Here is a 22,187-nt window from a genome sequence, read left to right on the forward strand (position 1 = left end):
CAGTGACCTACCCCCATATTAATCACGATTGGCAGAGCCTGAATCTTTTCAAATCCAACTTTTCAATGCAAAAGAACAGGCTCTCGAAAGGCCCCACTTTCTACCCTTTACTCTGCTTGAGTGCTTTCTTTTCTTTACGGCGACGTTGAAAAAAAGCTTGAAGCTGCTCACGGCATTCATCCTCTAGCAAGCCCTGCTCTATCTCAGCATAGTGATACGCTGCTTGATGTTCGAACAAATTTAGTACTGTGCCCGCAGCACCCGCTTTTAAATCTGGCGCACCAAAAACAATTCGCTTTACTCTGCTATGAAGTAAGGCTCCTGCGCACATTGGGCAAGGTTCAAGCGTCACGTAAAGCGTGGTATCCAGTAGTCGATAATTTTTAATTATCTGACCCGCTTTGCGCAGCACTTGCATTTCCGCATGGGCTGTGGCGTCGTGATGAGAAATAGACTGATTCCAACCTTCGGCAATAATCTCTCCTTCTCTGACCAAAACGGCCCCAACAGGGACTTCTCCTTGTCGCTCGGCCTGAGCCGCCAGCTCCATGGCTCTACGCATAAACAGATGATCTTGTTCGTTAAATTTAGATTGTGACAAAGGAGAACCTACCTATTTCGTTTGGTACTCGATAATTTTACAATTAACGCAAGATAAGTAAAAGTGTCCAAAGCGCCGCTTTGCGATTAACACGGTTTCGTTAAGGCTTTGCCATTGTATGCCCAGCAAACACACTATTGAGCCTGACCGATAGCACACGATGTTTTCCATCTTGCCAACACACTTGAACCTGCACTTGCTTCACTTGCGCCCCATCAATCAGAATAGGCTCAACCAAACAGAGGACCTGATACTGACCATCATCAGATACGTCGCATTGAGCCTTAATCTCACAATGCTCTGGCCAATGACCATAAGCGGAAAAAGTTTCTAAACTGGCCTCAGCTAAGTGAACAGCAGCCCATTTTTTCTCAGCCGCGCCAGCTTTCGTTTCAATATCAATATGGAACTTCACCAGTCCAATCCCACTTAGTGCAACTATCGCTAGCGCAACCAAGACTTCAACTAAACTCGTACCTGTCTGCTTAGAAATCATACCAACTGCCTGCTGCCCATGATAAGAAATGGAAGTCTCTTGCAACAGCTTGCGTTACCTGCTGGCGGTACTCGGTATTCAGTCCCCCACTAACCAAAGCGTAGCTATTTGGAGCATCCAGCACCAATCCGCCAAGCGGATAAAAATGGCCATGTTGAAAATAACTCACCGTCTCCTCGCTTAGCTGAGCCACTGAGGATAACTGCGCTATGGTGTGATTTAAGATAGACGGAGGGCGGCTAACCCGTGTCTTGGGCCAATCAGTATATTGAGTGTGGATGCCAGACGTAACCAAATGGTAGATAAATCCCTTCAAAGGCTGCTGAGCCGAAATGGAGACGATCCCATTGTGAAAAACCACCATTAAACCCGATTCCAAGTAACTGTCGATGGCAAGATTGAGAGCATGGATATCTGGCTCGTTCAACTCACACCCACCAAACACCCAGATAAGATCGTGAGAAGCTCTGACTAAACTGATAATGCTTTCAGCACAATTTTGGTTAAATGTCGCTTTGGGCAATCTGTCAGCATGACTCGGTATAGAGTCTCTCAGTGAGTGAGGCACATAAGCCAATCGCGATGTGTCCGACATCACACTAAACCACTCGCTTCGCTCAACATTAAATACCTCCTTAAAAGGATCAACGCTGGGCTCAAACTGAAAGTCTTTCTGCGTGTCTTCAAGCTTCCACACTAAGCGGGTGTAGTGCGAATCGGAACAGCGTCGAGGTGTTGATGAAGGGATGGCAGCAAGGTTGCCATGCCCCACTTGGCTTGACATCAAGGATTTGCTGGCAAAACTTTTGGCAAAAAGCGCTCCTGCATAGCGAAGCGAATAGCACTGCCATTGGGAGTGATTCAACCTTTGACCTATGCTCGGTGCCACTTTCAAATTCCCATTAACGAGAAAATGTGACCGAGTCGTAATAGGGCTTTTGATCTGGAGCTCTGGTAGGTAAAAAGCTTTGCTTAATCTGACGTAACCACTGCTGGAGCGTATAATATTAGGCCTTTGCTGTTCAATTATCAGCTCATCCAAATCAAGTAAAGCGATGCAATCACTCAGGTTTTGTGCCAACTGGCCTGTTCGCCGCATCTTGGCGTAGGCACATTCCAGTCCACCTTCTGCCCGCCAATATGAGCGGCGACTATCAAGATAATCATTGCTGTGCTTAATTTGATATAATAAGCCCTTGGCATTTGCCATTACCAGCATAAGCAGCAAACCTAACATCAGGCTGGTCATAATAATGGTGGTCGCACCATACTCAGGTTTCATGTTAAGGATTCCTAGAACGAATAGAAAACGAAACGGAGATATTTTTTTCTGGCCAACGGGTCAGAGCCGTGGTGACACTGATGAGTAGTAACTGAGATAAAGTCGAGCCAGCAATTAAGGTTTGTTTGTTGACATCGAATGCGGTGACAAGGATTTGCTTGTGATCAAATAAGGTATTGCATGTGTTGCCAAAATGCGCGTTAAAGGCTTGAGCCTCAATGCGAGACATCACCCGTGGCAGCTTGATTTCGCATATTCTAAGTTGATTTGGGTAGCGCTCATCACGCTGATAAACCACGTTGGTATACGCTTCTTCAGTGCCTAGTTCGCCAGCAAGATAGGCGTAAGCAACAAGAGAAGTATTGGGCTGCGAAATAACATGATACACATCATCGGCTCCTAACACTTTGATGCTTTGGCCTAACTCTCCTCCATACCCCGCTCGATACAAATCCTGCTTCATCATCTGTACGACGCTATGAGTACTTTGTATCAGTAATCTGCGTTTATTGCTCGCATTGGCGATTTTCGCATTGTGTAGCAGTAAACTGATGAGCGCCATGATAACTAACACACTCATCGCCATAGACACAAGGCATTCAACCAAGGTCATTCCCACGCATTGCCTTTTATACGTCAACACACGTCATAGCCTAAACGTGCTGTATCAGGCGCGCACACCCGAACAATTGCCGAGCGAAAATGCGTTCTAAGCTCAAGTAGCAGCTCGGGATTCGACTTGGGATAAAAGACTAATCGGCCACTTTTGGGTCTACCGTGGCTGGCATCAAAACGGATTCGATTTGCGCTGTAATTTGAGCTCAGCGTGATACCTTGAAAAGATTGCCCCGAAAGCTGCATTAATACCGTTGCGTGCGCCATTTCCTGATCATCGGCAAGCTTTAGCTGCCAATTTAAATCGGTTTCACTGACATGAATCCAAAGCGTCTGCCTACGCAATATTGCCTGAGATTTAGCCAGCAGTATCAATCCTCGTAATTCACTGGCAAGGCGTATCATCATGGTGGTTTCCGAAACAGAACGAACACTGGGTATCGCCCATAACAGAGTCAAGCTCATCAATCCAAGCACCAAAACCAACTCGGGTAAGGTAAATCCACGAGGCATTTCTCAACTTCTCCTGCAACCATCGATGTGCTGAAAACCCATACTTGGTTGGATGTTAACACTGCTCAACAATACAGTAAGTTCAACCTTGAGTAAGATTCGAGACAATGGGTACAAATAAGTGCAAACTTAGTAAAAAAAGTTTAAATGCCATGACCTTAATCGAGCTATTAGTCGTGATGGTTTTGGTCAGTCTGCTGGCGCTGCTCGCTTACCCCAACTATCAGCAGCAACTAAGATCTGCACACCGAACCACAGCGATCAGCGATCTCATCAAACTGCAATTGGAACTTGAGTATCGCGACAATCAGGGTGATGAATGGGAAAATTTGATAGTTGAAGGGAGATGCCAAATCTGTCGCTCAAAGCCAGAACATTTTCGCTTTGAAATACACAATGATTCTGATGCAAACTATCTCATTAAAGCCATAGCACAAGAGCAAAGTCAGCAGACTTTAGACAACTGCCTCGTTGCAAATAACAGCGATTATTTGAGCATCGATGCACGTAACCAAGAGTTTCCCAAAGATTGCTGGCAATAAAAAAGCCTGCATTCATTGCAGGCTTTCAAAACACGCTAGCGCTTAGCTGGTTAGGTCATCAAAAAACTTTTTAACGCCATTGAAAAAGCCCTCAGCTTTAGGCTTATGTCGAGTTGCCGCTTCCCCGCCGCAAGAGTCTTCAAATTCTTTCAGTAGCTCTTTTTGACGGCTGCTTAAATTAACCGGCGTTTCGACCACAAGTTTGACGATCAAATCACCGATGCCGCCTCCGCGAACCCCTTTGACACCTTTACCGCGCATACGGAACATACGACCAGTTTGTGTTTCGGTTGGTACTTTAAGATTGACACGGCCATCCAATGTTGGCACTTCAACTTCACCACCTAATGCCGCCATAGCAAAGCTCACTGGCACTTCGCAGTACAGGTTATTGCCATCACGCTCAAAAATATGGTGCTCTTTGACATGAACTTGAACATACAAATCACCCGCTGGCGCGCCCATTTCGCCCGCTTCACCTTCACCAGATAAGCGGATACGGTCGCCAGTGTCTACGCCTGCTGGAATTTTAACGTTGAGCGTTTTGGTTTTCTGTTTGCGTCCTTGCCCATGACATGAGTTACAAGGATCTTTAATGATTTTACCTTTACCGTGACACGTTGGACAGGTTTGCTGCACAGCAAAAAAGCCCTGACGCATCTGCACTTGACCATGGCCATGACAGGTACCACAAGTTTCCGGCGCTGACCCTTTTTTCGCCCCGCTACCATCACAGACATCACAGTTAACAAGAGTGGGTACTTCAATCTCTTTAGAGACGCCACGCACCGCTTCTTCAAGTGATAATTCCATGTTGTAGCGTAAATCTGCACCGCGCTGAGCTCGTTGCTGACCACCGCCTCGGCGACCACCACCAAAGATATCACCAAATACATCGCCAAAAATATCGCCAAAGTCAGCGCCTGCTCCACCACCGAAGCCTCCACCGCCCATACCACCTTGCTCAAATGCAGCATGTCCGTATTGGTCGTACGCTGCTTTTTTCTGTGGATCAAGCAAGACTTCGTACGCTTCTTTTACTTCTTTAAATTTATCAGACGCCGTCTCGTCACCCTGATTACGATCGGGGTGGAACTTCATTGCAAGGCGCTTGTAGGCCTTTTTAATATCACGCTCTGATGCATCGCGGCCAACGCCTAATACTTCGTAAAAATCACGTTTTGACATTTTCTTCGTCACCAATTTAGTACTGCAAACGACCTTTGTCGCTTGGTGTTTATATCATTCTAGATAAGGATTCGAGACCTGCGCTTCGAGAACCATTATCTAGACTGACAAGTTGCTTACAAACATACGGGCGCATGAGTTACCCCAAACGCCCGCAATCTTGCATCAAGCTAAGCCCGAGTTAAAACTTATTTTTTCTCGTCTTTAACTTCTTCAAACTCAGCATCAACAACATCATCGTCTTGCTTAGGCTGTTCACCAGCTTCCGCGCCTGCTTGTTGTGCTTGAGCTTTTTGCTGAGCGATTTCCATTAGCTTTTGAGAAACCGTCATAAGCGCTTGAACTTTAGTGTCAATAGCGTCTTTATCGTCGCCACTTTTCGCTGCTTCAAGTTCAGAGATTGCAGTTTCAATTTTCTCTTTGTCTTCCGCTGGTAGAGCGTCACCCGCTTCTTCAACTTGCTTACGAGTACCGTGAATCATCTGGTCAGCTTGGTTACGAGCAGCCGCTAATTCTTCGAACTTCTTGTCCGCTTCCTTGTTTGCTTCTGCTTCTTGCACCATTTTCTCGATTTCTTCGTCGCTTAGACCACCAGACGCTTGGATAGTAATCTTCTGCTCTTTACCCGTTTGCTTATCTTTAGCTGAAACGTGCAAGATACCATCTGCATCAAGGTCGAAAGTCACTTCGATTTGAGGCATACCACGCGGTGCAGGCTGAATACCTTCTAGGTTAAATTGGCCTAGAGATTTGTTGTACATAGCCTGTTTACGCTCACCTTGAAGAACATGGATAGTCACCGCGTTCTGGTTATCTTCAGCAGTTGAGAAGACTTGGTTCGCTTTGGTTGGGATAGTGGTGTTCTTCTCAACGAGCTTAGTCATCACACCGCCCATGGTCTCAATACCTAGAGACAGAGGCGTTACGTCTAGAAGAAGAACATCTTTGACGTCACCCGCTAGTACACCACCTTGAACTGCAGCACCCATAGCAACAGCTTCATCAGGGTTCACATCTTTACGAGCTTCTTTACCAAAGAATTCCGCGACTTTAGCTTGAACCATTGGCATACGAGTCTGACCACCAACTAGGATAACGTCAGTAATGTCGCCAACCGAAAGATCCGCATCCGCTAGAGCCACTTTCAAAGGTTCAAGAGAACGTTGTACTAGGTCTTCCACTAGAGATTCAAGTTTTGCACGTGTTACTTTGACGTTCATGTGCTTAGGACCGGTCGCATCAGCGGTTACGTAAGGTAGGTTTACGTCCGTCTGAGAAGTAGAAGAAAGCTCAATTTTGGCTTTTTCTGCGGCTTCTTTCACACGCTGCATCGCTAGAGGATCGTTCTTAAGATCGATACCTTGCTCTTTCTTGAACTCATCAACCAAGTAGTTGATCATGCGGTTATCAAAGTCTTCACCACCTAGGTGAGTATCACCGTTAGTTGCTAATACTTCGAACGTTTTCTCGCCTTCAACTTCATCAATCTCAATGATAGAGATATCGAATGTACCACCACCAAGGTCGTAAACCGCGATAGTGCGATCGCCACCTTTCTTATCAAGACCGTAGGCCAGTGCGGCAGCCGTTGGCTCGTTGATGATACGTTTTACTTCTAAGCCAGCAATACGGCCAGCATCTTTTGTTGCTTGACGCTGTGCATCGTTAAAGTAAGCAGGCACTGTGATAACGGCACCAGTGACTTCCTCACCAAGAAAGTCTTCAGCCGTTTTCTTCATTTTTTTCAATACTTCAGCAGACACTTGTGGTGCAGCCATCTTCTGGCCTTGTGCTTCTACCCAAGCGTCACCGTTATCAGCCTTAACAATTTTGTAAGGCATGATTTCGATATCACGCTGAACTTCTTCATCTTCAAAGCGACGACCAATTAGACGCTTAATTGCAAATAGCGTGTTTTCTGGGTTGGTTACCGCTTGACGTTTCGCTGGCTGGCCTACTAATGTCTCACCATCGGTATACGCAATAACCGATGCCGTTGTACGCTCACCTTCTGCGTTTTCAATTACGCGAGGCTTGTCACCGTCAAGAACAGCGACACAAGAGTTAGTAGTACCTAAGTCAATACCAATGATTTTACCCATCAGGCTATCTCCGAATAAATTCTATTTTCGTTTTGCTATATCCCCTATGTGGGGATGGAGAATAGGGATTCAACCCTTATCCACAAACTAAAATAATTTTGTTTGTTTCACTTATGCCAAATAAATAAGGGCGGTAAATGTCTTTTCAAGGGGATAGTGAAAAAAAAATGAAAATATTTTTGCTATAAAAAAGCGAGGCTATTGGCCTCGCTTCAGATTAGATTGATTCAGATTCGAATATTAAGCATTGGCTTCAGAGGCTGCTAATTCCTGCTCTTGCTTACCAATTTCACCTTCCGTTTTGGCGACAATGGTATTCACCGCGGTATCACCGACGACGTTTGAGGAGGTACAGAACATGTCATTGATACGGTCAACCGCAGCAATGATGGCTAAGCCTTCTGGTGGCAAGCCCAATTGGTGAAGCAATACACCTACCATAACAACACCGCCACCCGGAACACCGCCTGCGCCGATAGAAAGCAGAAGAATGGTTAAACCGAGCGTAAACACATCCGCCGTGTTAATCGGCTGACCAAAAGCGTTAGCAACAAAAATAGTTGCAAGTGCAATATAGATAGACACACCCGACATATTCATGGTTGCGCCTAGTGGCACACCAAAGCCTGCGACTGACTCAGACACTTTAAGCTTCTCGGTCAGGGTTCGCATGGTCACAGGGATCGTCGCATTTGAACTCGCTGTCGAGAGCGAAAAGAGGATTTGTTCACGGGTTGCACGAAGGAAAGCTTTTGGAGACGTTCCTGTCGTAATGCCAACCGCCATTGGGTAGAAGACAAAAATCCAGAACACCAACATGGTAATCACGAGCGCGACATAGCTTGCAACAGAGCCTAACGTATGGGCATCCAACGTTGCACCTAATTGAATCATAAGCGCAAACACACCGTATGGAGCAAGGCTCATTACCAAGCCGACCAACTTCATCATGATTTCATTCGCCATTTTAAAGGTGCGAATGGCTGGGCCACCTCGTGAATCCAATGCTTGGATGGCAAGGCCTGTCAGAATCGCCATAAAGATGATTTGTAACATATCACCGTTAGCAAAAGCTTGAATTGGATTGCTCGGTACGATGTTAACGACCAAAGAAAAGATATCTGGGGTTTCCGTTGTGGTCAGCTTTACTGACTCTGAAATCGTGCCTGCTAAATTGGCATCAGCACCAGGTTGTACAATCAACCCCACGGTCAACGCCACCGCGATAGCGATAATGGTATTGATGATATAAAGCGCAAAGGTTTTTCCACCAAGACGGCCGAATGCGCTAATGTCTTTGAGATCAACAATGCCGCAGACGATAGACACGTAAACTAAAGGCACGACAAGCAGTTTGATCAAGGATACAAACATGCCTCCTGCCCCTTCTGCTGCGCCAAGTAGATAAGTATCAAAGATAGCGACCCCGCTAAACAGATACTGTATCGCAGTACCGATAAGTAAGCCTGCAAATAAGCCTACGAAAATTTTGCTCGATAGAGATTTGTCCATCATGCATCTCCAGGATGTTGTGTATGTATTTTATGGTTTTATAATTTAAACTGCCCATTTACGAGACAGGAATCGCACATAATACACACAAAGGCAACAAAATAAAGCCACTGTTTACGTTAGTGTTACATTTATCCAATAGGAAATTAATTTTCTTATCAGCCTATCTCAGGAAATAATTCAATAAATCAATACATTCAACCGCCATCTTGTCAGTGCTCTGACAAGATAAAAAAAGAGAGGCAAATGCCTCTCTTCGTTCGGTTAGATATATGCTCAGGTTATTACTTGGACACCATCACCATCGCTGGGCGAATAACTCGACCGTTCAGCTCATAACCTTTTTGCATCACAAACATGACGGTATTTGATTCATGATCCGGACTTTCTTGAATCGACATGGCTTGGTGCATCTCTGGATTGAAAGTTTCGCCTTCAGGATTAATTTCTTTAAGGCCAAATTTTGCCACCGCATCAACAAACGTTTTATGGGTTAGCTCAACCCCTTCAATGATCGGCTTAACCGCTTCATTCTCAGCATCGGCAGACTGAATTGCACGCTCTAAGTTATCAATAACCGGCAGCAATTCCTCAGCAAATCGGTTCAAAGCATATTTGCGGGCTTTATCGATTTCAGCTTCTGTACGGCGGCGCATATTTTCAACTTCAGCCTTAGCACGTAATACCGAATCTTGTTGTTCCTTCACTTTGGCTTCGCTAGAAAGTAAAGCCGCCTCAAGTTGAGCAATCTTTGAATCTGACTCAACGCTTTCCGTCTCTTCGTTCCATTCGATATCAGCTTCTGTACCTACAACTTCGGCTTCAATATCTTGTACCGTCTCTTGCTGCTGTAGTTCTTCTTGGTTAATTTTGTTTTCTTCGTTGCTCATGATATCTCCAGAATTTAATTCCATCTGTATCTAATGCTTCACGTTTATTGCTTTTTAGATACATAAAAATTCGCATAAATAGCTAACTTGCCATTATTATGGGGATGAAGATTGTCGAATCAAGCCTATTTAGTGCGGAAAACCTATGAAAAAGCCTTTTGAAGTGATCGCCATCATTGGTAAACCCAGAGATCAGCAAGCCATTCAGACTCATAGAGACTTATATAACTGGCTCAAATTTGAAGGCTATCAGGTTTTTATTGATGACCGATTGGCTGACATTTTAAGCGATATACCACGCGAGGACTTCTCTAGCCTTATCGAGCTTGGTAAAGCCGCTGATCTGGCGATTGTTGTCGGCGGTGATGGTAACATGCTTGGGGCAGCCAGAGTTCTGTCTCGATTTAATATTGCTGTTATCGGCGTGAACCGAGGAAGCCTTGGCTTTTTAACTGACCTCAATCCTGAAGATTTTCAAACCGCGTTAAAAAAAGTATTGGATGGCGAATTTATTACTGAAGAGCGATTTTTGCTCGAAGCCGAGGTGCATCGCCACGGGCAAGTGAAAAGCCACAATGCGGCATTAAATGAAGCCGTCCTTCACCCGGGGCAAGTGGCACATATGATTGAATTTGAAGTGTATATTGATAAAAACTTTGCTTTCTCTCTGCGTGCAGATGGTCTGATAGTTTCAACGCCAACAGGCTCAACTGCCTATTCGTTGTCAGGTGGCGGCCCTATTCTCTCTCCGAGCCTAAATGCCATTTCTCTGGTACCCATGTTTCCACATACGCTTTCAAGTCGACCTCTGGTTGTCGATAGTAAACGTCGAATTCGGCTTGTGGTGTCACCAGAAAATAGAGGGACTCAAGAAGTCAGTTGTGATGGACAAGTGTCTTTGCCTGTATCGCCAGGGGATGAGGTCCATATCTATCAGAGCCCGAATACATTGCACTTAATTCACCCTAAAGATTACAGCTACTATCACGTACTGAGAAACAAACTTGGTTGGTCGAGCCGATTATTTTAAGCTGAGTACACTTTTGGTTTTTGAGAAAGGTTAATGACGTCATTAACCTTCCCTATCGGCAAACCGCTACTTAATCACACCACACACAATTCTTGCGCCGCCACCACCAAGTGGTGCAGGATGGTCAGAATGGTTATCGCCTCCGGCATGAATCATCAATGCACGGTTTTTCACATCAGTTAACTGTACTCTTGGTGCTAATACAGGTTGAGTTGCCATACCTTTTGCATCGACATAAAGCGCAGGTAAATCACCAAGATGGTTGTCATCAGTCCAAGGGGTTCCATGCTTACCTGTTTGTTTGGGATCATAATGCCCACCAGCTGCGCCACCCAACACGGTTTTACCCTCTTTCATGGCGCTGTCACATGACGCGTTAGTATGAACATGAAATCCATGTAATCCAGAAGGTAAGCCACTCAAATTTGGGGTAAAAACGGTGCCATAAGACGTTTGTTCAATTGAAACGCTACCAACGGATTTTCCTGAATTTAGGTCCACCATATCGACATTCGTCGTCCCCGCCATTGCCGTTGCCGAACAAAACATCATCAAGGATACAAGTTTTGCTTTGTGCATTAGGTATTCTCCATTTCTATTTCGTGTAACACCAAAGTACTTAGGTTACAGGCTATTGTTCTACAAACTTCATTGACTATAACGCTTAACGTTATCATTCGTGAAATTAAAACCACCTATTAATAACATAGGAAATACCAATCTCTATGTGAGTGACAAAACAACAATATTTTGGTTTACTCTTCTTTACTGTATAAAGAAACAGTATATACTGTTTCTTTATACAGTATTGGTAATTCAAATAGGTGCAAAAATGCTGGCTCATTTAAGTGTTAATAACTTTGCCATTGTTAAATCGCTGCAACTTGAACTTTCACAAGGCATGACAACCATCACAGGCGAAACTGGGGCAGGCAAATCCATTGCGATAGATGCTCTAGGGCTGTGTTTAGGAGGACGAGCCGATGCCAGCATGGTAAGACAAGGGGAAGAAAAAACCGAAGTCAGTGCCGCCTTCACTTTAGAAGACAACATGAATGCCACACGCTGGCTGGAAGACAATGATTTGCTCGATGGCAATGACTGTATTTTGCGCAGAATCATCAATAAAGAGGGCCGCTCAAGAGCCTTTATTAACGGCAGTCCAGTGCCACTTTCACAGCTCAAAAGTTTAGGGCAGTTATTGATCAACATTCATGGCCAGCATGCTCATCACCTGCTAATGAAAAATGATCACCAAATGGCAATGTTAGACCAATACGCTGGACACGGAAATTTATTAAAAAATACCCGGAATGCTTACCAAATTTGGCGTGAAGCGGATAACCACCTAAAACGACTCAAAGAAAATAGCGCAGCCAATTTGGCGCAAAAACAACTCCTTGAGTATCAAATCAAAGAGCTTAATGAGCTTGCTCTTGACGAGGATGAATATGAACAACTCGAACAAGAACACAAACGACTATCCAATAGCGGAGAATTGGCCTGCATCTGTCAACAAGCCATCGAACTTATATACGAAGGTGAAGAAGTTAATGCGCTTGGTATTCTCCAATCAGCCAACCACTCCTTAGCTCAACTAGCAGAGCTAGATAATACATTGAGCCAACTTCCGGATATGCTCGCAGAAGCCATCATCCAAATTGAGGAAACAAACCGTGAGCTACGTAGCTACCTTGAGAACATAGAGGTCGATCCTGCACGAATGAACTATGTTGAGGAACGTTTTTCAAAAGTTATGTCCATGGCTCGTAAACATCATGTACTGCCTAGTGAGCTATACCAGCATCACCAAGACTTGCTCGCACAAATTGCCGAACTGGATTGCTCAGATGAGAAGCTAGAGGAATTGCAACAAGGCGTTGAGCAGGCCTACCAAAACTTTCTTATCAAAGCCAAGAAACTCGATAAGTCACGCTGCCGTTATGCCAAAGAGCTCAACAAGTTAATCACCACCAGTATGCATGAACTGAGTATGGAAAAAGCGCAGTTTTGTATCCAAGTGGATAAGCTCAGCTCACACCCTTCTCCTCTTGGCATTAATAGCGTCTGTTTCTTAGTGTCGACGAATCCGGGGCAACCACTAGAGCCAATCGCTAAGGTCGCATCGGGAGGAGAGCTGTCACGAATATCACTTGCCATACAAGTTATCACCGCGCAAAAGGTTGACACCCCAAGCCTTATTTTTGATGAGGTTGATGTAGGAATAAGTGGCCCAACAGCTGCTGTGGTGGGCAAGATGCTGCGTAAACTGGGAGAGTCAACGCAGGTTCTTTGTGTCACTCACCTGCCCCAAGTTGCAGGCTGTGGTCACCAACAACTCTTTGTCGCCAAACAAACCAAAGCAGGAAAAACCGAAACACAAATGCGCGCACTGGATAATGAACAAAGAATCTCCGAGCTCGCCCGTTTGTTAGGCGGCAGTGAAATTACTGAATCAACCATAGCCAATGCCAGAGAGTTGCTGATAGCTGCATAAATACAGAGCATTAACCAGAGACTTTATTAAGATTTGCTAAGAGATTGCAACTTAATTCAAAAATCGAGGTCTGAAACTGTTCAAAACAAGATGAGTTTTTTACTTTAGCGCTCAGCTTGTTTATTATCAGCCCAATTTAAGAAGTTTCCGTTACAAGAATTGATTCATATGCAAATAAAAAAGTGGCTTGTTATTGCGCTCCCACTCTCGATGACACTTTTATCAGGCTGTTCTCTACTGGAAAGGCTTGTATACCGGATTGATATCAATCAAGGTAACTATGTAGAGCAAAAAGCCGTCGACCAGCTGAAATTTGGCATGACCAAAGAGCAAGTTCGCTTTGTTCTAGGCTCACCCATGCTAGTCGAAAATGGTTATCCCAATACTTGGTATTATATTGATCATCAAACTGAAGGGCACCAAGATTCTGTGCAAAAGAACCTTATCGCCCACTTTAATGATAAAGGTGAGCTGATCAATATTGAAGGTGACTTCCCAACCAGTCCAAGTTTTTTTGAAAAGATCCATTAAAGCCGTTGCTTTAAACATAGGTTTAGAATAAGCCTTTAAAACATAGATAAAAGAAAAGGGTTGAAGTCTAGGCTTCAACCCTTTTCTTTTAACCGATTAAATAGCAAATCTTGGGCTTGTGAATAGGCACATAACCGTGATGGTCACTAAGGTGTTTTGGACTCAAGGCTAGGGTCTTTTCTATGCGGACTTAGCTTGCCTCCGGTGACAGGATCTGCACCACCCTCGAGTTTGGCTTGCTGTGCTCTTTTACGGCGAATCTCTTTCGGATCAGCAAGAAGAGGGCGATAAATTTCTATCCTATCTTTGTCTCTGACAGTGGCGTCCAGCTTCACATTGCGGCTAAATACACCAACCTTATTCACCGACAAGTCCACTTCTGGATATCGCTCCAAAACTCCCGATTGACGGATAATTTCTTCAACCGTCATCGATTGGTTGACCACTAGAGTGTATACCCGTTGCTCATGTGGCAAAGCATACACCACTTCAACATGGATCATCTCAGACTCAATACTCATAGCATGAATACACCTGTTTTGCGCGCTGGGTAAATGCACTCACCATATTGCTGGTTAATTCACTAAAGATCTTACCAAACGCCAATTCAACCATTTTACTGGAAAATTCAAACTCCAGTTTGAGTTCAACCTTACACGCCTTTTCATCCAGAGCAGTAAAAAACCACCCCCCTTTCAAGGTTTTGAATGGTCCGTCAACAAGGTTCATTAAAATGGCTTCCCCCTGAACCAATTCGTTTGATGTGGTAAAGGTTTTACTGATCCCCGCTTTCGAGACATCAACAGAAGCCACCATCGCAGATTGACTCGACTCAATCACTTTCGAACCTGAACAGCCTGGCAAAAACTCTGGGTAGCGGGCAACATCGTTAACTAAATCAAACATCTGCTGGGCGCTAAATGACACCAGAGCCGAACGACTGACTTGCTTCATATAGATTCCTCGTCATACATGCCAAAACCGCTGGCATGTATCAATTTTACTTTTATTTTTGCACTTAGCGCAAATAAAGGGATTTCTTATCTTAGCACCTAGCCGTATAATGGCCCCATTATGGCAAAGAAAAAATCAAAACAAAAAGCGGGTAGCAATACCATCGCGCTCAACAAAAAAGCTCGCCACGAATATTTTATCGAAGATGAAATTGAAGCTGGCATGGAGCTACAAGGGTGGGAAGTGAAAGCCCTTCGCCAAGGTAAAGCCAATATTTCTGAAAGTTACGTATTTATGCGTGACGGTGAAGCCTTTGTGAGTGGCATGACAATCACTCCTCTTAATCAGGCATCGACGCATGTTGTCGCCAATCCGACACGTGTGCGTAAACTTCTTATGAGTCGTCGCGAACTGGATAATTTGCTGGGACGCATCAATCGCGAAGGCATGACATTAACAGCGCTCTCGCTCTACTGGTCACGCTCTTGGGTGAAGATCAAAATCGGTGTGGCTAAAGGTAAAAAGCTTCACGACAAACGAGACGATCTGAAAGACAAAGATTGGCAACGCCAGAAAGCTCGAGTGATGAAGAGCTCACTGCGCTAATATTAACCACTTAAACGCATAGCGCTAGACAGTACGTCTGTTTCTGGTACTATGCAAATAACACTTTGGGGCTGATTTAGGATTCGACAGGAATTTTGCAGTCTAAGGTGCATGCCGTGGGGCGGTTGGCCACGTAAAAAGCCGCAAAAAAATAGTCGCAAACGACGACTTTATCGGTTCAGAACGCCTAGCGGCGTAATTCTAGTCTAAACCACTAGCTGACCTCTCTCGCCCTAGCTTCCGCACGTAAGACGGGGAACAACGAGGGATCAAACCCAAACGCGCTAGCCCGGATTCTCCCGCCTGAGAGATGAACGGCGAAATTTAATTCAGGCTAGTCATTCGTTCGCGTGTCGGTTCGCAGGTGGGTGGCGAAATTAAAGATCGACTAAGCATGTAGTACCGAAGATGAATGGTTTTTGGACGCGGGTTCAACTCCCGCCAGCTCCACCAAACGTTTGGAAAGGCCCAACTCACCAGAGTTGGGCCTTTTTGTATTCTATATCGATTAGAATTTATTTCACCATTTCCCAATATTCGCGCTTTTATAACGACTCCTCCAAATATCCCCTAGTGGGGATAATGTGGAAATTATCCCCACTAGGGGATATACTCTGATTTATCCTCACTAGAGGATATTAAGATGTCGCATATTCATAGAGGTCCGACGCCAATGATATATAGTCCAAAACAATTAGCAGACATAATGTTACTCACACGTCAGAAGAATGGCTGGACACAATCAGAACTTGCGAAAAAAGTTGGCATCAAGCAAGCGACAATCTCAAATTTTGAGAATAACCCAAATAAAACAACGCTTTCTACTTTCTTTAAGCTTGCTCAAGCAATGGATCTAACATTGAGTATCCAAGAAAAAACGCAAACAACTTCCTCAGATGACCATGATGGTGAGAGTTGGTAATGCAAAAGCTCATCGCATACATGAATGGTGAACTGGTTGGCACCTTAGAGAAGCAAACCAATGGGGCTCATATTTTCCAATATGATCAAAGCTGGGTAAACAATACGATGACCCGACCACTATCCTTGTCTTTAAAGCTTCAATTACGATCTATCACTTCTGACGCCGTGATAAACTATTTTGACAACCTCTTACCAGATAGCCCTCTCGTCAGAGACCGGATACTTGCACGGTATAAGGCTTCATCCAAACAGCCTTTTGACCTCCTCAAAGAAGTCGGAAAAGATAGTGTGGGTGCTATCACCTTACTTCCCCCCGAACTTCCCTATAAAAAAGAGCCACTCAACTATGAAGTACTGGATGAAAAAAAACTAGAGGCGGTTCTTTGTGCCTATCAGTCTAATATTCCCCTCGGAATGATCGAGGAAGAAGAGGACTTTAGAATTTCTGTTGCAGGCGCTCAAGAGAAAACGGCTCTCCTATTCGCTGATGGGCAGTGGTGTATACCTAAAGGGAACACTCCCACCACTCACATTATCAAGCTGCCAATCGGTGAAATACAGCAAGCAAACGCAACACTCGATCTGAAAGACAGTGTTGAAAACGAGTATCTTTGTATAGAACTGGCCAGAGCGCTCGGATTCGCAGTCCCCAATATCAACATAATCAAAACCCGCAAGATCAAAGCTTTAGCAATAGAGCGATTCGATAGGCGATGGACTAAAGATCAAACTAACTTGCTCCGTCTACCTCAAGAGGATATTTGTCAAGTGTTTGGGATACCGTCATCCATGAAGTATGAATCTCAGGGTGGCCCAGATATATCACAGATCATGGCGCTATTGATGGGGTCAAGCAATGCATTAGAAGATCGACATAACTTTATGCGCTTCCAAGTCTTTCAATGGCTCATTGGTGCAACAGACGGGCATGGCAAAAACTTTTCTATCTATATTGATAAAGGTGGAAGCTATCGACTCACTCCATTCTACGATATTTTGTCTGCCTACCCATTACTGGGAGGAAAAGGGCTCAACATCCGAAAACTAAAACTGTCGATGGGTTTGAAAGCGACAAAAGGCAAAAAATATGAAATCTATAAAGTTCTGCCTCGCCACTTTTTAGATACCGCCAAAGCCGTTAATTTCAGTCAAGAGGCCATGCAAGAGATACTCAATGAAATGAAAGAAGCATTACCTCAAGCCATCTTAAAAGTAAGTACTGCGCTACCTGAAGATTTTCCTAAACACATTGCAGACTCAATTTTTGACAACAGCAAGAAAATAGCGAACAAGATTTAACGCCATAGCGCAAGCAACAATTTTAGTGGGCGCTATAGTCTGTGCTGCCGCGTACATCGCGATTGAATTGATATGGAGTGAATATCAAGTATCAAAGAAAATTGTCAAGGAGTTAGAGAATGCTACCCAAAACTAAGATTAGGATAGCCATAGTCTTTATATGGATGTTCTTTTTTCCTATTTGGGCTTATGTCTCTTCTGTTGTACTTGACGATTACTTTGATTTATTAAACAACGCTTCGACGTGGTTTCAACCTAGCTATAGTAAATATTGCTTTATGCCAAAACGTGTTCAGCCATTCCATTCAAAACTCAACTCAGGAAAGTGGGTTTGGATTTCGTCGATAAAACGAGTGGTATTCGGGAGCCCCCAGTTCCTTGCAACATAATAGCTTTGTCCCTCATAGATAAACTCAGGTTCTAGATGAGTGCGATATTTTTTGTATTTATCTTCAGTCTTTTTTATCTCATCAAATTTTTTGAGTAGCTGAAACGAGCACGTTTTGTTGTATCTAAGATATTGAAAAGCCTCTTCGTCAATAAGATTATTCTTCGCTAGTGCTAACACTGTATGCAGGCCAATATCCGACTTTTTAAAGTCCTTTTCAAACAGCTCGCCATTGACAAATAAGCTCAAGACCGAACGATCTTTGCTGCCACTGCGGGCAGCTCTCTCTTCTCGCTTCTTGTGTCTCACTTCAATTTGATAATCTAAAGCTTCGGGGAGGGGGATGATTTGCTCAACGTTCAGTAGCAAGCGTTCTCCCAAACGATGAGGATTGAGGCGGACGCAAGTTACGTCCAGTCCCATATCGTTCAACCATAATACAGATGTTGTTATTTCCTTAGAAAAATTTCTCGCAGCAAGAACAATCCGCGTTTCCTTGCCAAAGTCATCTTCTTGTGGTGCGTCCCAATCCAGAAAATCAAGCAGTGAGCTTTGCGCATCTATATCCTGCTCAGTCTGAGTTAGAAAATCTGCATAGGCACTTACCGCTTGCTCCCACGTCAGGTTCGCTACCATAGCAGCATATCTAATAGCTTGAAGCTCCATATGGCCACCATCGTCATCTCGCTTTAGCTCTACGACGACTAGATTGGCATTTTTATCGACTGCCAATAAATCAACACGACGGTTTGAATCAACAAAGTGTCCATATTCTTCGGCAATAACCAGCGAATCCTCTAAGATGGCACCAATATTGGTTCTTAGCAGACGCTGTATATCCTGTCTTTCTCTGAGTCTTTCTGCTTCAAATGAAGTACTCTCTATTCGAATGAGAGTATCGCTAGCCAGTTCATAAATCGCCATTACTTCACCTCACTTAACATATCAAAGATAACCCTAGCAAAGTCCCTAGCTTTGTTCGGATCTGACAACAGCTGCATCATTTGCTCTTGATGAGAGTCATTGCTATCTAAAATCGCATCATCAATCGCACGAGGAAAGTCGCCTAACATGGCTTGTTCACGAGTATTATTAGCAATTTGGCTCATGACAATGTCATTCTCGGTAAGCTTATCACGCACGGTAAAGGCATAATTGAGCATATCTTTATCGGTAAGGTTGTCGATGATAAATATCTCGTTCAATCGCTCAATCACACGTGACAAAAACTCTTCTTTTTTGTTCTTTGGTTTTGCGGTACCAATGTCATTACTTGGCTGAAGTTTGTACCCCGCCTCATTTTCTTTAAGCTTAATGTCCTGTTGGCGGATTTTTGATAAACGATAGTGGCTCATCACTACATTACTAAGATCTAACTCATCTTCATCAATCGCTTGCTCGCGCAGCATGGGGCGCAGATGGCGTGCATATAGGCTCAGCTTCTCTAGCTCTTTATCGTCGTAATCAACAATCTGTGACATGAACTCATAGAAGCGGACAAAGCTGCCTAAATCCTTCTTGAATATCTCAAGGCGGTCTTTCTCTTGCTTGCACTCTTTGAAGGTATTTTCCGCATTGGCGATTAACACCGCGTCGCCTGTTTTCTTGGTGCGTTCAAACACGCTCTTAGCGTGAAGGTATTCTTCTACCGCTGAGGCGTAACGCTTGCGCCAACGATCTATCGCGGGCTTACAGATATTGCTGATCGCCGCATTGGATTTATTCTTGGTAAAGAAGGCAGCAACGAACTGCTCTACCTCTGTCCATAAGAAAATGCCACTGGCACGCAGCTTCTCTGAGAGATCAAAAATCTTGTCAGGATCAGATACATCCTCAAGCTCTGCTACTTGGTAATATGGCTGAAAAGCGTCGAGGATGTCTTGCGGATCATTGTAGAAATCGAGCACAAAGGTGCCGCACTCCGCTTTACCTTGATAAGTGCGGTTTAAGCGCGAAAGGGTCTGTACACACTCAACACCTGCCAGCTTCTTATCGACATACATTGCGCAGAGTTTCGGTTGGTCAAAACCCGTTTGGAATTTATTAGCGACCAACATGACTTGGTAATCATAGGTGTCAAAGGCTTTGCGCAACTCACGACCTTTGAGATCAGGATTCATATTGTACTCAGTGAACTTCTGATCCAGTAATGCAGCGCTATCTGGATCAGTATCGTGAAACTCAACTTCACCAGAAAACGCCACCATTGCTCGTATGCCCGCGTAGCCATGCTCTGCCACATACTTATCAAACGCCAGCTTGTAGCGCACCGCTTCTTTACGTGAGCTAGTGACCACCATCGCCTTAGCTTGACCGCCAAGTAATCCCATGATGTTCTTTTTGAAGTGCTCAACAATCACTTTGACTTTCTGTGAGATGTTGTGGTCATGCAAGCGTACCCAGTTATTGAGCTTCACCTTAGCTTTTCCTGAATCCACTTCTTTATCTTCTGCTTCCAGCTTTTGTTTAAGCTGGTAGATCACCTTGTAGTTGGTGTAATTCCGTAACACATCAAGAATAAAACCTTCTTCAATCGCCTGACGCATCGAGTAGATATGGTAGGCTTCTGGTAAGTTACGTTTGGAAGGCGGCATGTCAGGATCTGGGCACCGTCCAAATAGCTGTAGTGTTTTGGCTTTTGGTGTTGCTGTAAAAGCGTAAAAGCTGATATTCGCACTTCCCCGACGCGCTTCCATCGCATTGTTTAGACAATCCTCACTATCAAGAGGGGCTTCACTATCAAGGTCATCTTTCATCAGCACCTCTTTCATTTTTCGAGAGGTAGAATGACCTTGTGACGAATGTGCTTCATCAGCAATAATGGCATAGCAGCGCTGTTTGAGAGACGCTGAATGTTCAATCGCTTTTAACACGTGTGGGAAAGTTTGGATGGTCACTATAATGATTGGCTGCGAGCTTTCCAGAGCCGCTGCTAATTTCTCTGATTTCGATCCATTACCTTCTTTGTGGTTGATGCGCCCCACCACACCATCGGCATGTTCAAACTGATAGATGGTGTCTTGCAGCTGATCATCCAGAACGGTGCGATCTGTCACCACTATCACTGAATTAAATTGTTTGTTGCCGTTGGCGTCATACAATGTCGAGAGTTGGTGCGCTGTCCATGCAATCGAGTTGGACTTGCCCGAGCCCGCACTGTGTTGAATGAGGTATTTATTACCGGTTCCCTCATTAATCGCCGCATCAACCAGTTTTGTCACCACCTCCCACTGGTGGTAACGTGGGAAGATCAGGGTTTCTTTTTTGGTCTTGCGCCCTTCCCAATCTTCCTTTTGTTCAATTTGCAGATGGATAAAAAGCCCAATGATATTAAGCAGGTTATCTGGCGTTAATACTTTATTCCACAGGTAGTCGGTGGCATAGCGGTTTGCATCGTCTGGAATATCGTTACCCTTACCGCCATCATGTGTGCCTTGGTTAAATGGCAGGAAGAATGTCTCTTCACCCGCAAGCTTGGTTGTCATGTAGACTTCATACTGGCTTACCGCGAAATGCACTAAAGCGCCGCGTTTAAAAGAGAGCAACGGCTCTGGCTTTTTGGTGGCAGGGTCTTTCGCTAAACGGGTCAGCTTGTACTGCGCAATGGCGTTTTCTACCGCTTGTTTGAACTCAGATTTCAGCTCAAGGGTAGAGACGGGTAAACCGTTAACGAACAGCACCAAGTCAATACGCCAGCGCTTTGCTGTTTTCTCGCTCAAGGCTGTCGCCTTCTTTTCTGTTTCTAGTTCCTGCTCTTTTGAAATATGGGGGCTGTAAACTAGCTCTGGCACAATACGGCAGATATTACGTTGATAACGCGCTAAGGTTTCTGGGTTAAGATTGTGCTCTGGCTTAAATTGACATAATTCAAAACGGGCATTGCGGATTTTTAAACCGTGGCGCAAAACGCCCAAGGTGCCAAAGGTGCGTGATGCGCGATCAGTAACATTCTCATCGGCTTTTTTTAGCTGCGTGACCAAAGCATCAAGGAAGTGACGCTCAGAATCTGTTGGGAAGACTTTGCAAAATTTCTGCCACTCTTTTGGCTGGGTTTGTTTGATAAAGCTCAGCACATCTGCCTCAAAAAGCGCCGATTCGCGGTTATAGCCTTCGCCACTGCCCTGCACCCAGCCATTAGCCACCATCTGACTAATGATGTCGTCTTGAAATACTTTTTCTTGTGTGGTGTCTTTCATTATTTTTTTCTTATTATTTTA

Annotated in this window: 21 protein-coding genes and 1 other RNA gene; 8 read left to right on the forward strand and 14 right to left on the reverse strand. The window is 44.5% G+C overall.

The annotated features are described in order from the left end of the window. Window positions 1-100: 100 nt before the first annotated feature. From tadA to QQK21_RS16515, 5 genes are all read right to left on the reverse strand, one after another. Window positions 101-601, reverse strand: a complete 501-nt coding sequence (gene tadA / locus QQK21_RS16495; protein ID WP_284193285.1) for a tRNA adenosine(34) deaminase TadA — start codon at window positions 599-601, stop codon at window positions 101-103. 100 nt (window positions 602-701) lie between these two features. Then, entirely contained in the window at window positions 702-1,097 is a 396-nt protein-coding gene (locus QQK21_RS16500) for a type IV pilus modification PilV family protein (RefSeq protein ID WP_284193286.1), read from the reverse strand. Further along, the gene (locus QQK21_RS16505; protein ID WP_284193287.1) at window positions 1,087-2,379 is read right to left on the reverse strand and encodes a hypothetical protein; all 1,293 of its coding nucleotides are present in this window, start codon (window positions 2,377-2,379) and stop codon (window positions 1,087-1,089) included. Before QQK21_RS16505 ends, QQK21_RS16500 begins: the two co-directional genes overlap by 11 nt. A gap of 1 nt (window position 2,380) precedes the next feature. Further along, window positions 2,381-3,022 (reverse strand): PilW family protein, encoded by a 642-nt coding sequence (locus tag QQK21_RS16510; protein ID WP_284193288.1) that lies wholly within the window; start codon window positions 3,020-3,022, stop codon window positions 2,381-2,383. Then, window positions 3,016-3,507, reverse strand: coding sequence for a GspH/FimT family pseudopilin (locus tag QQK21_RS16515; protein WP_284193289.1), 492 nt, complete (start codon window positions 3,505-3,507; stop codon window positions 3,016-3,018). Before QQK21_RS16515 ends, QQK21_RS16510 begins: the two co-directional genes overlap by 7 nt. Before the next feature lie 107 nt (window positions 3,508-3,614). On the opposite strand from QQK21_RS16515, the gene QQK21_RS16520 reads away from it, so the two are divergent. Continuing rightward, a complete protein-coding gene (locus tag QQK21_RS16520) occupies window positions 3,615-4,049 on the forward strand; it encodes a type IV pilin protein (protein WP_284193290.1) in 435 nt (144 codons plus the stop codon). Between the two features lie 42 nt (window positions 4,050-4,091). Here QQK21_RS16520 and dnaJ read toward each other — a convergent pair whose 3' ends face one another. The 4 genes from dnaJ to grpE form a co-directional block, all read right to left on the reverse strand. Further along, a complete protein-coding gene (gene dnaJ / locus QQK21_RS16525) occupies window positions 4,092-5,237 on the reverse strand; it encodes a molecular chaperone DnaJ (RefSeq protein ID WP_284193291.1) in 1,146 nt (381 codons plus the stop codon). 188 nt (window positions 5,238-5,425) lie between these two features. Beyond that, window positions 5,426-7,339, reverse strand: a complete 1,914-nt coding sequence (gene dnaK / locus QQK21_RS16530) for a molecular chaperone DnaK (RefSeq protein WP_284193292.1) — start codon at window positions 7,337-7,339, stop codon at window positions 5,426-5,428. Between the two features lie 240 nt (window positions 7,340-7,579). Further along, window positions 7,580-8,851, reverse strand: a complete 1,272-nt coding sequence (locus tag QQK21_RS16535; RefSeq protein WP_284193400.1) for a dicarboxylate/amino acid:cation symporter — start codon at window positions 8,849-8,851, stop codon at window positions 7,580-7,582. A gap of 284 nt (window positions 8,852-9,135) precedes the next feature. Further along, window positions 9,136-9,741 carry a nucleotide exchange factor GrpE gene (grpE, locus tag QQK21_RS16540; protein ID WP_284193293.1) on the reverse strand — a complete coding sequence of 202 codons (606 nt, stop codon included), beginning with the start codon at window positions 9,739-9,741 and terminating at the stop codon, window positions 9,136-9,138. Between the two features lie 145 nt (window positions 9,742-9,886). Here grpE and nadK point away from each other — a divergent pair, with 145 nt between their 5' ends. After that, complete coding sequence (nadK, locus tag QQK21_RS16545; RefSeq protein WP_284193294.1) at window positions 9,887-10,771, forward strand: NAD(+) kinase; 885 nt, start codon at window positions 9,887-9,889, stop codon at window positions 10,769-10,771. Between the two features lie 66 nt (window positions 10,772-10,837). Here the strand turns inward: nadK and sodC are convergent, their stop codons facing one another. Then, on the reverse strand, window positions 10,838-11,350 hold the full coding sequence (gene sodC, locus QQK21_RS16550; RefSeq protein WP_284193295.1) for a superoxide dismutase [Cu-Zn] SodC: 513 nt from the start codon (window positions 11,348-11,350) through the stop codon (window positions 10,838-10,840). 253 nt (window positions 11,351-11,603) lie between these two features. On the opposite strand from sodC, the gene recN reads away from it, so the two are divergent. Both recN and bamE read left to right on the forward strand, forming a co-directional pair. After that, window positions 11,604-13,268, forward strand: a complete 1,665-nt coding sequence (recN, locus tag QQK21_RS16555) for a DNA repair protein RecN (protein ID WP_284193296.1) — start codon at window positions 11,604-11,606, stop codon at window positions 13,266-13,268. 168 nt (window positions 13,269-13,436) lie between these two features. Further along, window positions 13,437-13,799 (forward strand): outer membrane protein assembly factor BamE, encoded by a 363-nt coding sequence (gene bamE, locus QQK21_RS16560; RefSeq protein WP_284193297.1) that lies wholly within the window; start codon window positions 13,437-13,439, stop codon window positions 13,797-13,799. A gap of 146 nt (window positions 13,800-13,945) precedes the next feature. Here bamE and QQK21_RS16565 read toward each other — a convergent pair whose 3' ends face one another. Both QQK21_RS16565 and QQK21_RS16570 read right to left on the reverse strand, forming a co-directional pair. Continuing rightward, a complete protein-coding gene (locus tag QQK21_RS16565) occupies window positions 13,946-14,320 on the reverse strand; it encodes an RnfH family protein (RefSeq protein ID WP_284193298.1) in 375 nt (124 codons plus the stop codon). After that, complete coding sequence (locus QQK21_RS16570) at window positions 14,310-14,753, reverse strand: SRPBCC family protein (protein ID WP_284193299.1); 444 nt, start codon at window positions 14,751-14,753, stop codon at window positions 14,310-14,312. The genes QQK21_RS16565 and QQK21_RS16570 overlap by 11 nt, the downstream gene beginning before the upstream one ends. A 120-nt stretch (window positions 14,754-14,873) precedes the next feature. Between QQK21_RS16570 and smpB the strand changes: the two genes are divergently transcribed. The 4 genes from smpB (at window position 14,874) to QQK21_RS16590 (ending at window position 17,582) form a co-directional block, all read left to right on the forward strand. After that, window positions 14,874-15,359, forward strand: a complete 486-nt coding sequence (smpB, locus tag QQK21_RS16575) for an SsrA-binding protein SmpB (RefSeq protein WP_114786504.1) — start codon at window positions 14,874-14,876, stop codon at window positions 15,357-15,359. A 67-nt stretch (window positions 15,360-15,426) separates the two neighbouring features. Next, window positions 15,427-15,812, forward strand: a transfer-messenger RNA (tmRNA) gene (gene ssrA / locus QQK21_RS16580). A gap of 220 nt (window positions 15,813-16,032) precedes the next feature. Next, the gene (hipB, locus tag QQK21_RS16585) at window positions 16,033-16,281 is read left to right on the forward strand and encodes a type II toxin-antitoxin system antitoxin HipB (protein WP_284193401.1); all 249 of its coding nucleotides are present in this window, start codon (window positions 16,033-16,035) and stop codon (window positions 16,279-16,281) included. Continuing rightward, the gene (locus QQK21_RS16590; protein WP_284193300.1) at window positions 16,281-17,582 is read left to right on the forward strand and encodes a type II toxin-antitoxin system HipA family toxin; all 1,302 of its coding nucleotides are present in this window, start codon (window positions 16,281-16,283) and stop codon (window positions 17,580-17,582) included. Before hipB ends, QQK21_RS16590 begins: the two co-directional genes overlap by 1 nt. Window positions 17,583-17,874: 292 nt before the next feature. On the opposite strand, the gene QQK21_RS16595 is transcribed toward QQK21_RS16590, so the two are convergent. Beyond that, a complete protein-coding gene (locus QQK21_RS16595; RefSeq protein ID WP_284193301.1) occupies window positions 17,875-18,894 on the reverse strand; it encodes a PDDEXK family nuclease in 1,020 nt (339 codons plus the stop codon). After that, a complete protein-coding gene (locus QQK21_RS16600; protein WP_284193302.1) occupies window positions 18,894-22,166 on the reverse strand; it encodes a type I restriction endonuclease subunit R in 3,273 nt (1,090 codons plus the stop codon). The genes QQK21_RS16595 and QQK21_RS16600 overlap by 1 nt, the downstream gene beginning before the upstream one ends. Window positions 22,167-22,187 lie beyond the last annotated feature (21 nt).

The sequence above is a fragment of the Vibrio zhanjiangensis genome (assembly GCF_030161235.1).
Classification (GTDB): Bacteria; Pseudomonadota; Gammaproteobacteria; order Enterobacterales; family Vibrionaceae; genus Vibrio; species Vibrio zhanjiangensis.